Here is a 14,605-nt window from a genome sequence, read left to right as displayed (position 1 = left end):
GTAAAATATAACAGATGAAAAATTTTTCTATAGCAATTCATGGTGGTGCCGGAACACTCGTAAAAGGCATGATGACTCCAAAACTGGAAACACAATACAAACATGATTTGAAAACCGCTTTAGATGCGGCCTATACTTTTTTAGAAAAGGGTAGAACAGCTATTGAAGCTGTTGAAGTAGCTGTTAAGTTCTTAGAAGATTCACCGCTCTTTAATGCAGGAAAAGGTTCTGTCTTTACAGCTACAGAGTCTCATGAAATGGATGCTAGTATTATGGATGGAAAGACCTTAAATGCTGGTGCAGTAAGTTTGATAACTGGAATTAAAAACCCAATATGTTTAGCACGAGATGTAATGGAACGAAGTGAGCATGTTTTTTTAGCTGGAGAAGGTGCTATGCAATTTGCGAAAGAATTGAGTTATGAAATAGAGAAACCAAGTTATTTTTATGATGAATTTAGACATAAACAATGGCTTGAAATTAAAGGCACAGATAGTTTTCAATTGGATCATTCAACTAAAAAAGATTCAAAATTTGGAACTGTTGGTGCCGTAGCTTGTGACCAAGAAGGAAATATTGCTGCCGCTACTTCCACTGGAGGAATGACTAATAAAAAATGGGGACGAGTAGGAGATTCGCCTATGATTGGAGCTGGTAATTATGCTAATAATGCTACTTGTGCCATTTCTTGTACAGGCAGTGGCGAATTTTTTATACGAGGTGTTGTAGCTTATGATGTGTCCTGTTTGATGGAACATAGAGGGATGAGTTTGCAAGAGGCCTCAGATGAAGTTATTCAAAAAAGAATTCTTAGTATTGGTGGTGATGGCGGTTTGATTGCTGTAGATGCCAAAGGAAATATAGCTATGCCATTCAATACTGAAGGCATGTATCGTGCATGTAAAACCTCTAATGGAAAAGAAACCATAGCAATCTATAAGTAGTTATTTCTTTTTTAATTTGTGCCAACTAATAGGTAAAAAGTAAAAAATCATACTCCAAATAAATAGTGCATTAATTATAAATAACACTGTTCTGTGATTATAAAGAAGGATATAGATTACACTATCTATAAAGAAAAGTAACATAAAAAAATTTGGAGTATATAAAAGTATATCCTTTAATGCTTCATGATTGTAAATCGTTTTACTTTTTATAGTAAGACTTAACCATTTTGAGTTTTGGAAGGCAATAGGCTTCCATACGTGTTTATCATCAAAATCTAACCAGTTAAAGACTAATTTTAAAGGCTTTAGTTTAGGAGTATCATAATTAATATCTAGCTGCTGTTTTGGGATTGATAAAAAAGCAAGAAGCGTAATCATCAATGACTCGATAAAATGACCAAACCTGAATGAGGTTAACGTAAATAAGCTAACATGAAATATTATGATAAACCAAATCGTTAAATTTCGTGTTCGTTTAAATAGTAGTAGTATAGCAATAGCAAACTCTGTAAACATGGCAACGTACGATAATAATTTGGCTAAGACTAGTTCGGGTAAAAATTTAGAAACATATAAGTAAATTGGGTTTTCTCTAGCGTTTCCTAACCAATTATCCATAAAAGCACCAGACCACCAATCTGCCTCTAAAAACTTATTTATGGATGCACCAAAATACACAAGACTTAATTGAAGTATGAGTAAGTAAGGTGTTTGCTTGTTATTTGTTAATCCAGCTAAAAATAACGCACAGGCACAAATAAATGTATGATTATTAAATACAGGCTTAGATGCTAACATATTAATAATTATAACAATACCAATGATTATGCTAGCAATTCTAACCTTTAGGTTAAAAAGTAAAGCGAAAGCACTTAAAACAAATAAACTTCTCATGCTGTATTTGAAAAGATTTGGGTAGTCGTTCAAATGATCTAAGGCAGGTATAAATGGAATATAAGGATCGTCTATTTTTGAAAAAATATGATGTGCTACCAGCAATAAAACCATAATTTTACACATCAACAATACATTTGGATGCATAGGCGTGCCTTCAAATTGAAATGGACGTTTTATAAATGCTTTTAGATCAATCATTTTTATATCTCCATTCAAGTTCTTTATGACCATTGGTTGAGTATTTAACAATGACGGTTGCATTATCTTCTTTCCCATAAGTGCTTTCATATTGAGAAATTAACGAGAAAATATTGTTGATAGAGCGTTGCTCCCAACCATTGGTCTTATACCTATAACGATGATAGGCTTCATTTGGCGTTAGCATTTTACCGTTAATTGTTGTAAATACTTCAAATTTTATATGACTATCGTAAGGAGCCCAACAAAAAAAACGCTCAGGAATATAGCGTGCGTATACAATAGAGCCTACCTGTAGTAGGAGAAAAATAATTCCTATAATAAACCTTACCTTCATCAAGGTATAAAAATATACGAATTACTAAAATCTTTAAAAAAAACTAGATAAAAGGAGCCTCAATAGGAAGAACGGTTACTTTTCTGTTTTTAATATCGTATTGATCTCCATTTGAGAGAACATGAACCGTTAAATTAGCCATGGTCATAGGTGTGCCTTCTTGTAACACTTTTTCATTATTGTGAGTAAGCGTACTCCCATCAAAAACAATCACCATTCCAGAACCTATAACAGTACAATCGTTCCCGTTTTTTATAATCATACCTGTATCTTCTGCTAAACCTAGTCCTATGAGTTTAGGGAATTTAGCTACAGCTTCACTTTGTCTGCCAAAACGACCTCTTCTAATAAAATGAGTATCAATGATTAGCTCAGGAATTAGGCACAAACCTTTATACATGTTTACAGCACCTTTGATAAATGATTCTGTAGCACTACCACCAGCAATCATTTCATTAGCCATAACCATAGCGCCAGCACTAGTTCCTGCAATAACAAATCCAGACTCATTTTGATAGCGATCAACAAGAATACGATGAATAATTGTGTTACCTATTTTGTCTGTGATCTTTGATTGGTTGCCACCAGAGAACATGATGCAATTAGCATTTTTAATTAATGAGATAGCGTGTTCTGATTCTGAATCTTCTTTAGAACGAATATCCAATACTTCAACATTTTTACAACCTAAAGTGGCAAAGGCAGTTAAGTAATTTTCACCAACTTCAACCGGAATACTTGACGCTGTAGGAATAATAACGATGTTAGCGTCTACACCTCCTGCTTCCTTTACAACATGATATAATATACCTTCGTCAATAAATTCTAAAGTATACATTTCATCGGCCTCAATGCCTTTATCCTCGTTTCCACCTATCGGAATAAGAGTTCCTTTAATCTTCTGCATAAATCTATTCTGTAGTTTGAATATAAGGCAAAAATAAACTAATTTTTTTATTGAAAAATGTTATATTTATAATCTTTCGATTAAAATAAACTAAAAGCCAATCAATATGAAAATACGCGAAATTAATGCCATGAGAGGACCAAACTATTGGTCAGTTAGACGACATAAATTAATAGTAATGGTTCTGGATTTAGAAGGTATGGAAGAGTATCCTTCTAATAAAGTGCCAGGTTTTTCTGAACGTCTACAGAAAATGTTTCCATCAATGTATTCTCATAGATGTTCTGTAGGTACTCCTGGAGGTTTTTTTGAGCGTGTTGAAGAAGGTACTTGGATGGGGCACATTATTGAGCATATTGCTTTAGAGATTCAAACCCTAGCAGGAATGGATACTGGCTTTGGAAGAACTAGAGGTTATGGTGAGAAAGGTGTTTATAACGTAGTGTTCTCTTACATTGAGGAAAGTGTAGGACGTTATGCCGCTAAAGTAGCTGTTGCCATTTGTGAGGCATTGATTAAAGGTGAAGATTATGATATGGATGATGATATACAGCACATGAGAGAATTGCGTGAAAGAGAGCGCTTAGGGCCAAGTACAGGATCTATTGTAGAAGAAGCAGCTAGTAGAGGTATTCCTTGGATTAGGCTAAATCAATATTCGTTATGTCAGTTAGGTTACGGTGCTAATCAAAAGCGTATTCAAGCAACTGTAACTAGCGAAACGAGTAGTATTGGTGTAGAATTGGCATGTGATAAAGAAGATACTAAATATTTGTTAGAACAAGCAGAGGTTGAAGTACCTAGAGGAGATATCATCAGTAGAGAGCGTAGTCTTGAAGATGCTTGTAGATATGTTGGTTATCCATTAGTTATAAAACCAATTGACGGTAATCATGGAAGAGGTATTACTGTTGATATTCAAAATTATGATGAAGCACTAGTTGCTTTTAATGCAGCAAAAGAAGTATCTCGAAGAGTAATCGTTGAAAAATATATAACAGGAGAAGATTACCGCTTGTTAGTGATTAATAACCGACTCGTTGCTGCCGCTAAACGAACTCCTGCTCATGTTATTGGAGATGGAAAATCTACGGTTCAAGAATTGATTGATGAGGTTAATAAAGATCCAAGACGTGGCTATGGTCACGAAAAAGTATTGACACAAATCACGGTTAACGATTTAACTAAAACCATAATAAAAGATGCAGGTTATACTTTAGACTCTATTATTGCTGAAGGCGAAATGCTTATTCTTAAAGATACTGCTAACTTGAGTACAGGTGGCACAGCTGAAGATGTTACAGATATCGTTCATCCTGCTAACGTTTCAATGGCTGAACGTATTTCAAAAATTATAGACTTAGACATCTGTGGAATTGACGTTATGACTACAGATATTACGAGACCACTTTCAGAAACGGGAGGAGCAGTATTAGAAGTAAATGCTGGCCCTGGATTTAGAATGCATTTAGCACCAACTACAGGATTACCTAGAAATGTAGCAGCTCCAGTTATAGATAAACTATTTCCACAGCAAGGCGATACTGGACGTATTCCTATAGTTGCTATTACTGGAACTAATGGAAAAACAACAACTTCAAGATTAGTTTCTCACATTGCTAAGATGAAAGGTTATCGTGTAGGTTATACAACAAGTGATGGTGTGTATATTCAAAACAGATTATTGATGACTGGAGATTGTACTGGTCCAGCTAGTGCAGAATTTGTGCTTAAAGACCCTACAGTAAACTTTGCTGTTTTAGAATGTGCCAGAGGAGGACTTTTACGAGCAGGTTTAGGCTTTAAAAAATGTGATGTTGCTATAGTAACAAATGTAGCTGCAGATCATTTAGGACTAAAAGGTATCCATACTATAGAACAGCTCGCTAAAGTAAAAGGGGTTGTCCCTGAAACCGTATTACCTGAGGGCTATGCAATTTTAAATGCCGATGACGACCTCGTTTATGACATGCGAAGAAGTGTAGATTGTAATGTGGCACTGTTTTCTATGGATGAAAATAATCCAAGGATAAAAGCCATGCAACGCTTAAACGGCATTACAGCAGTTTATGAAAATGGATATGTTACTATTTGCAGAGGTGAGTGGAAAATGCGAATTATGAGAGCAGAGAATATTCCGTTGACCTATGGTGGGAAAGCTAAATTTATGATTCAAAATGTATTGGCAGGAATCCTTGCAGCGCATGTTAGAGGTATCAGTATTGAAGATATGAAGGCTGGATTGGAAACATTTATACCTTCTGCTTCTCAAACTCCTGGTCGTTTGAATTTATTTGAATTTAATGATTTTACTATATTACTAGACTATGCTCACAATCCAGCAGGAATGAGAGCTTTACAAAAATTCACAGACGAATTAGAAGCTACTGTAAAAGTTGGGATCATTGCTGGAATTGGAGATCGAAGAGTAGAAGACAATAATGAAATGGGAGCCATTGCGGCTGATATGTTTGATGAAATCATTATCCGTCAAGACAAACGATTACGAGGAAAAACGGAAGAAGAACTGATTAAGATGTTAGATGACGGAATTAAGAAGAGAGACCCTAACAAGAAAACGACTATTATTCCTTCTGAAAAAGAGGCAATTACCTATGCTGTAAAAAATGCAGTTAAAGGGTCTTTAATTATTTTATGTAGCGATGTAATTCCTGATGCATTAGATTTAGTGAAGCAGTTTAAAGAGAAAGAAGCAAAGGGCGAATTGACCTTCTCATAAAGAGAAAATAAAAAAACCCGAAACATATGTTTCGGGTTTTTAATCTATTTTAAAAAACTAATTAGCAAAGTTTGATTGTTTTTACTTTAATCTGTAAACTCTTTCTGTAAGCTTTAATACTTATAATATCTGTGCTTTTTTTACGATTAATTTTAATAACCTGAGCTTTAATAGTAGAAGCTGCTGTAGTTTCTTTTTTCACTTTTTGAGTTTCATCATTCTTTTCGACTACAGTTTCAACAGTATCATTATTTTTGATATCTGTATTAGCTTCCTGTCCTGTACAAAGGAAAGGTAAAATAATAAAGGCTAATATGGTTAATACTTTTTTCATAATCGTTTGAGATGTTATTTTTAAACTCATGCCAAAGAAACAACACATTTCAACTGACAATGAATATTTTAGATGAAGTGATTGATTTTTAGACAAGATGAAATCCTTAGCAAAAAACATCGATGAAATACATAAAAACGGCTCGCAGCCCAATAAAAACGTTCAAGATTAAATGACAGATTATTCAGATAATAGGTATGTAAAGTTATTCGATTTACAAAAAAGTAATCAATATGCTATCGGTAAAACCACTTATAAAATACGTTTGAGAAAATTAAAGGCTTTAAAGTTTGCCCTTGAAAAAGAATATAAAACCGAAATTGAAAATGCTATTTATAAAGACTTCAGAAAACCTAAGCTAGAAACAGACCTTACTGAAATATATTTGGTTGTAAAGGAGATTAAATATGCAATTTCAAACTTAAAATCTTGGTTAAAACCGCAACACGTAGACACGCCTCTAACTTTATTAGGAACATCGTCCTACATCAAAAGCGAGCCAAAAGGTGTTTGTTTAATTATTTCGCCATGGAATTATCCTTTGACATTAACCTTTGGGCCATTAGTATCAGCTATAGCTGCTGGAAATACTGCTATTTTAAAGCCTTCAGAAATGACACCAAATACATCTACTGTTATGGCAAAAATTGTTAAAAATGTGTTTGATGAATCTGAGGTGGCACTTATTGAAGGAGAAGTTGATGTAGCAAAGGAACTGTTGAAATTACCATTTAACCATATTTTTTTCACAGGGTCTCCTACCGTAGGTAAAATTGTAATGGCTGCTGCTGCAAAGCATCTATCATCTGTCACTTTAGAGCTAGGAGGCAAATCGCCCACCATAATTCATGAATCCACAAATATAAAAGCTGCAATTAGAACCATTGTTTGGGGGAAATTTCTCAATAATGGGCAAACGTGTATTGCGCCAGATTATGTGCTAATTCAAGAATCTATAAAAGATGAGTTCGTTAAGGCGTTTAAATCAAAAGTTTTAGATTATTATTCTGCAAATCCAAAAGATTCTGAATCTTACAGTCGCATCGTCAATGAAAAGCACTTAAAACGTTTAGTTTCATATATTGAAGATGCAGTATCTAATAAGGCTACTATTGAATTAGGAGGAGATCATAATGTTTCCTCAAACTATATGGCACCTACTTTAATTTCTAACATAGCTGAAGATGCAAAGCTTTTAAATGAAGAAATTTTCGGACCTATACTTCCAATAAAGGCATACAAAACTATTGAAGAGGCTATAAATTATGTCAATTCAAAAGAAAAGCCTTTGGCCTTATACATATATGCTAAGAATAGAAAGGTCGTTAATACAATAATTAATAATACAAGAGCTGGTAGTACTTGTATAAATACGAATGCGATACAATATTCTAATCATTATTTGCCTTTTGGCGGTTCAAATAATAGTGGTATTGGTAAAGCACATGGATTTTTTGGGTTCCAAGAGTTCTCTAATGCTCGTTCGGTACTTAAAAAACATACACTAGGACCATTATATCTATTACTTCCACCTTATAATAGACTTAAAGAAAAAATTGCTGAAATAGCCATAAAGTGGTTTTAAATCTTGTTAAAATAGCTTGAATGGATATTTTCATTTTTACCATTTTGGTATCTCATATACGTAAACCCTTTATGAATGCTGTATGATCCAGTATCACCAGCTTTGTTTATAGCTATATATGCAATTTGAAAACCTTTGTACTTATCATTTTTGTTAGTAATCCTATGGACGGCCTCCTCACATGCTTTTTGAGGAGACATTCCACTTCTCATAAGTTCGACAATCAAAAAACTACCTACAGTTTTTATAACCTCTTCTCCCATACCTGTTGCAACTGCTCCACCAATTTCGTTGTCTACGAATAAACCAGAACCTATGATTGGCGAGTCACCTACGCGACCTTTCATTTTATAAGAGAGCCCAGATGTTGTACATGCACCAGCAATGTCGCCATCATTATCTAAACAAAGCATGCCGATAGTATCATGATTTTCTATATTAATGAGTGGTTTATATTCAGGTGACTTTAACCATTCTTCCCAAACTTTTTTTGAATCTTCAGTTAAAAGATTGTCTTTTTCAAACCCTTGTCGATATGCAAATTCCTCAGCGCCTTTGCTCGCCAATATAACATGAGGTGTTTCGGTCATTACTTGTTTAGCTAATAGAGCAACGTTGGTAATGTTTTCTACACAAACTACAGCGCCACAATCTCCATTACTGTCCATAACACAAGCATCAAGTGTTACATTTCCTTCTCTATCAGGTGTGCCGCCTTTACCAACAGTAGTATTTTTTAGATTTTCTTCTTCCACACTAACACCAATAATAGCTGCATCTAAGGCTTTAACTCCTTTTGATAGCGCTTCGCCAGCTTTAGCATTTGCATTTGCAAAACCCCAAGTACAAATAGCGATAGGAAATTTAGAATTGGTTTTTGTCATAATAGTTTCATTTTCATTTTTTTCTGAGTTGTTCTCTGCACAATTTAGCATTGCGTTTCCAGCAACAAGTCCGACGCCAGTTAGTGACACGTTTTTTATAAAATGTCTACGCTTCATGTTGAATTATAATAGTTTTAGAATTTTTGTAACCAAACCAAAGAATATAAGCATAACATAAAGTTATTGCTATAAATGCAATTTTGAATCCCGCGAAATCAATTAGTTCTCCACAGATTTTTGAAATTATAGCGCCACCAAAGATTGCCATACATAATAAACCTGAACCCTTTGGCTTTAATTCTCCTGTACCTTCGATAGCTAAGGCAAAAATTGTAGGAAACATGATAGAATTGAATAATCCAACAGCTAAAATACTCCACATGCTTATCAAACCTACGGTACTTACCGAAAGCAATATTAATGAAATAGCTAAAGTTGCAAAAATGCCTAAAACCTTTCCTGGTTTCATGATCTTGGTGAGGTATGATCCAAAAAAGCGACCAACCATGGCGCCAGTCCAATAAAACATAACAAAAATACCAAGAAGTGCTTTTTCATCACTTCCCTCAAGAGATCTTTGAAATACTTTTGCTACAAACTCTGCAATAGTTATCAAAATCGGACTTTCTTTTATCATCGAATACATGTTCATGTCTTGGAAGTAGTTTACTAAAAAGCTGCCTATTGATACTTCAGCTCCTACGTAAAAGAAAATACCTAAAACGCCTAACATGAGATTTTTTTGTTTGAAAACCTGAGCGTAAGTGCCTTCAGATTTTTCATTTATAACTTTAGGCAGCTTTGAAAACAGAAATATCACAGCAATTAAAACGATAAATACTGCTAGGCCTAAAAAGGGTTTTTGAATGGCTGAGGCTTCAGAAGCCAAATATAATTCTTTAGCCTTTCCTGTAAGATTGGCAATTTCAATTTCAGATTTTACACTATCGCTTAAAATATATAAGGCACCAACTGCAGGAGCAATTGCAGTTCCAAGTGAGTTAAAAGCTTGTGATAAATTTAATCGGCTTGAAGCACCTGCTTCAGAACCCAAAACTGTAACATAGGGATTGGCTGCTACTTGAAGTATTGTTATGGCTCCAGCAACTATGAAATAAGCGATGATGAATATTCCAAAAACTCTATATGAAGCAGCTGGATAAAATAGTAAACACCCAAAAGCTAAAGTAAGAAGTCCTAAAATAATCCCTTTTTTATAACCAATTTTTGAAAGGATGTAGCTAGCTGGTACAGACAACACCAAGTAAGCACCAAAAAAGGCAAATTGTACCATTATGGCTTGTGCATAACTTAATGTAAATAATTCACGAAGCCTCGGAACTAAAGAGTCTACCAAAACAGTAATAAATCCCCAAAGGAAAAATAAAGTCGTTAATAAAATAAAAGACGAGCGATAGGATTTTTGTTGGTTCATATGATTTAATTATTTAATTGAAATTTCATCAATAAAAATCCAGCTTCTTCCATCGTACGCATGTCCTAGGTGCCAATCGGGTAGTTTGCCTAATTTTTTAGCGACTATTTTTACATATCTAGCACTATAACCATTCATAGAGAAGTGAAGTGTTTTTATTTCAGGGTCTTCTGATGGTTTTCTAGTATCTATAATTTGTTTTGGAAGATTCTTATAAAAGCTTTTTTTGTTATTAGATATATAGCATTCTACTTCAGTTGGATAAAAAATCCATGAGCGTTGGTCTTGAAGAAAATTGACGCTTATACTATCAATAGGTTTTATACTACCTAAATCTATTGTAGCTATCACATCTTTATCCCAATAGCCTTGCCAAGTTCCAGTTCTAAAATCTTGAGTACCAAAGATGCCGTCAATTAAAGCGTCATCTCCTCCAGCATTATACTGGTTGGCATATTTTGTTTCTAATTCAATGGATAGGTTAGGATCTATTTTGTAAAATTTGGTTTCTAAGTTAGCACTCTTGTTGCCTTGAATGTCAATAGCATATGTTTTAAGTGTTGTATCTTCAGAAATAGTAAATGGAGAAGTGTATAATTTATATTCTGAACCATTAAGACTATAAAAAATTTCTGTATTAGATTCTATAATCCCTAAAGTTACTTTTGTTTTACCTTTGAAAGCTACATTGCCTTCAGCAATAAAAGGCGCAGGAGTTATAAGATGTTCATAAATTTCAGTTACAGGTTGTTGTTGCTCGAGACTTCCCCAAGTACTAGGCGTATTAGTCATGTAGAATTCTAAGACACCACCTTGCATGAGATCATTATGGGTTATGTAACTTTTTTCCAGCTTTTTACCATTAAGATAAGCGTTTGCAATATATATGTTATTGGAATTTAAGTTTTGAGTTGAAATAGTAAATGTTTTTCCATTCTCAAGATTAATAGTTGCCTTATCAAATAGAGGTGAACCAATTATGTATTGATTTGAAGCAGGTGTTACAGGATAAAACCCTAACGATGAAAATACATACCAAGCACTCATCTGCCCACAGTCTTCATTTCCAGAAATTCCATCAGGTGAGTTGGTATAAAGTTCGGTTAATATTTGATGAACTTTTGCTTGAGTTTTATGAGGTTTATTTATAAAATTATAAAGGTAAGCTATGTGATGACTTGGTTCGTTACCATGCGCATATTGTCCAATGAGACCAGTGATGTCTGCTTGACTGCGGCCAGAAGTTTCTGCTTTTGCAGTAAACAATTTGTCCAATTGCATTTCAAGCTCATACGTTCCACCTAAAAGACGAATAAATCCAGAAATATCCTGAGGAACATAAAAACTATATTGCCATGCGTTGGCTTCAGTGTAATTAAAATTCACTTCGTAAGGATCAAAAGGAGCAAACCACGTATTTCTAAAGCGACCTCTCATAAATTTTGTTTCAGGATCAAAAATATTTTTGTAATACTGTGCTCTTTTAGCATAAGTTGAATAGTCTTTGTCTCTTCCCATTACCTTTGCCATTTCAGAAATGGTCCAATCATCAAAAGCATATTCAAGAGTTTTTGAAACAGATTCACTTTCTTTTTCTACAGGAATGTAACCCAGCGTTTTATAGTGTTCTAAGCCTAAATGATCTCTAGTAGCAGAATGTTTCATTGCTTCAAGAGCCTTATCGGTATCATAATTACGAATGCCTTTTAAATAAGCATCTGAAATAACCGGAATTGCATGATAGCCAATCATACAACCTGTGTAGTTTGCACTTAAATCCCAAATGGGTATAATACCGCCTTCATCATATTTTGCTAAAAAGGTATTGATAAAATCGTTAGTTCTATCTTGTTCTATAATAGTGTATAGTGGGTGCGCTGCACGGTACGTATCCCAAAGAGAGAATACAGTATAATAATCGAAGTCTTTGGTTTTGTGAATTTCTAAATCCATACCACGATATCTACCATCTACATCTTGATATAAGTTAGGCGCAATCATGGTATGATATAAGGAGGTATAGAAAATGGTTTTGTAATTGTTATTTTGAGACTCTACGACTACTTTTTCAAGTTGTGTTTCCCAAATGTTTTGCGCTTCAGCTTTTACTTGTTCAAATGTTTTATGCCCTATTTCTTGTTTTAGATTGTTTGTTGCTCCACTTACATCAACAGCAGAAATACCAACTTTTACTGAAACAGCCTCATTTTGTGGGTTATTGAACTCAATGATTGCCTTTTTACTAAGGAATTTATAATTTTTTGAAATTGGAATACCATCTTCTAAATATGTGATATCTTTTATTGGTTTAGAAAATTGAATAGAATAGAATAGTTTTTGGTTTGTTGCCCAAGCTTTAGAATGTCTGAATCCAGTAATTGTTGAATCATTTTTCAACTGGATTTTATAATCTAACAATTCATCACGATGCTCTAGGTCTATAACCAAAAACTGATTTTCAGCTGATGCATATGTGTATTTTTGAATCCCACTACGTTTTGAAACTGTTAATTCTACTTGAATATCAGTAGAGTCTAAAAGTACTTTATAATAGCCAGGTTCTGCTATTTCATTATCATGTATGAAATGTGCGCGATAACCTGGTTTACCGTCACTTCCGTTATTAAAATTAATTTGAGTTGTAGGCATTAATAATATATCAGCATAATCACTAACACCAGTTCCACTGAGATGTGTATGAGAAAATCCGTAAATATACTCATCACTGTAATGATAACCTGAACAACCATCCCAACCATCAAGTCTTGTATCTGGACTTAATTGCATCATGCCAAATGGCATGGTAGCTCCAGGATAGGTATGACCATGACCACCAGTTCCTATAAATGTATTAACATAACTAATTAAGGTATTGTCTTTTCGGGCAACTTTAATTGAAGGACTTTTATCACAACGAACAAATACCAAAGCCATTATAGCCACAAAGATGAAAAGTCTCATGAACTGTTTTTTAATTGTTTGAAAAGATAATAAATCTTAAGGTATCGTTAAATATATTTTATCTGCTTAGTTCCATTCTAAAATCAATTATCTTTGAAAAAACTACATCTATGGTGCGTTGGATTATATTTGTTTTAATCTACACTCTTTTTTCAGTTTATGGTTTTCAAGCCATTAAGACCGTTACCAAATTAAGTTGGATACATTACTTATTCATTGCTATTGCGCTAGTCATAGCTGGTAATTTTATTTATCAGTTCTCGATAGGTTCGGAAGGAAGAGTTCTTAATCCCGCTAAAAGTTATGCCTTTGGTTTTCTATTGGCTTTTGTGTCTTTGAATTTAGTAATCGTTCCTATTTTGATTGGAGAAGATATTATTCGTGTATTCCTTGGTGTTTATGATAAGCTATTTGCTACTAAAGAAACTTTCTATTTGCCTTCTCGGCGAAAGTTTATAAGTGCCATTGCACTTGGTTTAGCAGCTATTCCTTTTGGGTCGTTACTTTACGGAATGTATAAAGGAAAGTATCGATTTAGGGTTTTAGATTATACATTACATTTTGAAGATTTACCCGATGCCTTTGATGATTATAAAATTACACAAATTAGTGATATTCATTCGGGTAGTTTTGACAATCGTGAAAAGATTGAATATGGCATCGATTTAATCAATCAACAACAATCAGATGTGATCTTATTTACTGGTGATATGGTTAATAATAAAGCTTCTGAAATGTTACCATGGAAAGATCTCTTCGGGACATTAACCGCAAAAGATGGTGTGTTTTCAGTGCTAGGAAATCATGACTATGGTGATTATGTGCAGTGGGAAACTAAAGAAGCTCAGGCGAAAAACCTAGAAGATCTTAAAGCACTTCAAAAAGAAATGGGTTACAAGCTCTTGTTAAATGAATCACATTTTTTAGAAAGAAATAATCAAAGAATAGCCCTTGTTGGTGTAGAAAACTGGGGAAAAGGTGGTTTTAAAAAAGCTGGAGACCTTAAAAAAGCAGCTGAAAATGTAAATTCAAACGATTTTAAGATATTAATGAGTCACGACCCAAGTCATTGGGAAGCTGAGGTGGTTAATGATAATTACCATTACCATTTAACACTAAGTGGTCACACGCACGGGATGCAATTTGGTATTGAAATTCCTGGATGGGTAAAATGGAGCCCAGTAAAATGGAGGTATAAACAATGGGCTGGCATCTATGAGGAGTTGGGTCAATACCTAAATGTAAACAGAGGCTTTGGGTATTTAGGTTATCCTGGACGCGTTGGGATTTGGCCAGAGGTTACTGTAATTACGCTTAAAAAGGGTTCAAATAACGCATAATATCATGGAAATGTTATATTTGTATATACATATCTGATTT

At 34.1% G+C, this 14,605-nt stretch carries 11 protein-coding genes; 4 read left to right on the top strand and 7 right to left on the bottom strand.

Going from position 1 to position 14,605, the window contains the following annotated elements; genetic code table 11:
• Positions 1 to 14: 14 nt before the first annotated feature.
• Positions 15 to 944 carry an isoaspartyl peptidase/L-asparaginase family protein gene (locus Q0876_RS00310; RefSeq protein WP_299222863.1) on the top strand — a complete coding sequence of 310 codons (930 nt, stop codon included), beginning with the start codon at positions 15 to 17 and terminating at the stop codon, positions 942 to 944.
• On the opposite strand, the gene Q0876_RS00305 is transcribed toward Q0876_RS00310, so the two are convergent.
• From Q0876_RS00305 to Q0876_RS00295, 3 genes are read right to left on the bottom strand one after another with little or no spacing between them, the layout of a single operon-like run.
• Complete coding sequence (locus Q0876_RS00305) at positions 945 to 2,075, bottom strand: HTTM domain-containing protein (RefSeq protein ID WP_299222860.1); 1,131 nt, start codon at positions 2,073 to 2,075, stop codon at positions 945 to 947. It abuts the gene before it with no gap.
• Complete coding sequence (locus Q0876_RS00300; protein WP_299222858.1) at positions 2,035 to 2,379, bottom strand: hypothetical protein; 345 nt, start codon at positions 2,377 to 2,379, stop codon at positions 2,035 to 2,037. Before Q0876_RS00300 ends, Q0876_RS00305 begins: the two co-directional genes overlap by 41 nt.
• Before the next feature lie 43 nt (positions 2,380 to 2,422).
• On the bottom strand, positions 2,423 to 3,286 hold the full coding sequence (locus tag Q0876_RS00295; protein WP_299222856.1) for a cyanophycinase: 864 nt from the start codon (positions 3,284 to 3,286) through the stop codon (positions 2,423 to 2,425).
• 106 nt (positions 3,287 to 3,392) lie between these two features.
• Here Q0876_RS00295 and cphA point away from each other — a divergent pair, with 106 nt between their 5' ends.
• Positions 3,393 to 6,026 carry a cyanophycin synthetase gene (gene cphA, locus Q0876_RS00290; protein ID WP_299222854.1) on the top strand — a complete coding sequence of 878 codons (2,634 nt, stop codon included), beginning with the start codon at positions 3,393 to 3,395 and terminating at the stop codon, positions 6,024 to 6,026.
• A 61-nt stretch (positions 6,027 to 6,087) separates the two neighbouring features.
• Here the strand turns inward: cphA and Q0876_RS00285 are convergent, their stop codons facing one another.
• A complete protein-coding gene (locus tag Q0876_RS00285) occupies positions 6,088 to 6,360 on the bottom strand; it encodes a hypothetical protein (protein ID WP_299222852.1) in 273 nt (90 codons plus the stop codon).
• A 172-nt stretch (positions 6,361 to 6,532) separates the two neighbouring features.
• Between Q0876_RS00285 and Q0876_RS00280 the strand changes: the two genes are divergently transcribed.
• A complete protein-coding gene (locus Q0876_RS00280) occupies positions 6,533 to 7,945 on the top strand; it encodes an aldehyde dehydrogenase family protein (RefSeq protein WP_299222849.1) in 1,413 nt (470 codons plus the stop codon).
• Here Q0876_RS00280 and Q0876_RS00275 read toward each other — a convergent pair.
• Genes Q0876_RS00275 through Q0876_RS00265 form a run of 3 tightly spaced genes read right to left on the bottom strand, consistent with a single transcriptional unit; the run spans position 7,942 to position 13,225 of the window.
• A complete protein-coding gene (locus Q0876_RS00275; RefSeq protein WP_299222847.1) occupies positions 7,942 to 8,946 on the bottom strand; it encodes an isoaspartyl peptidase/L-asparaginase family protein in 1,005 nt (334 codons plus the stop codon). The genes Q0876_RS00280 and Q0876_RS00275 overlap by 4 nt on opposite strands.
• On the bottom strand, positions 8,936 to 10,264 hold the full coding sequence (locus tag Q0876_RS00270) for a sugar MFS transporter (protein WP_299222845.1): 1,329 nt from the start codon (positions 10,262 to 10,264) through the stop codon (positions 8,936 to 8,938). The genes Q0876_RS00275 and Q0876_RS00270 overlap by 11 nt, the downstream gene beginning before the upstream one ends.
• 9 nt (positions 10,265 to 10,273) lie before the next feature.
• Positions 10,274 to 13,225 carry a GH92 family glycosyl hydrolase gene (locus Q0876_RS00265; protein ID WP_299222843.1) on the bottom strand — a complete coding sequence of 984 codons (2,952 nt, stop codon included), beginning with the start codon at positions 13,223 to 13,225 and terminating at the stop codon, positions 10,274 to 10,276.
• Between the two features lie 110 nt (positions 13,226 to 13,335).
• Between Q0876_RS00265 and Q0876_RS00260 the strand changes: the two genes are divergently transcribed.
• Positions 13,336 to 14,565 carry a metallophosphoesterase gene (locus tag Q0876_RS00260; RefSeq protein WP_299222841.1) on the top strand — a complete coding sequence of 410 codons (1,230 nt, stop codon included), beginning with the start codon at positions 13,336 to 13,338 and terminating at the stop codon, positions 14,563 to 14,565.
• The last annotated feature ends 40 nt before the right edge of the window (positions 14,566 to 14,605 follow it).

The sequence above is a fragment of the uncultured Psychroserpens sp. genome, from assembly GCF_947503375.1.
Lineage (GTDB): Bacteria > Bacteroidota > Bacteroidia > Flavobacteriales > Flavobacteriaceae > Psychroserpens.
This window is presented reverse-complemented; position numbering and strand designations above follow the sequence as displayed.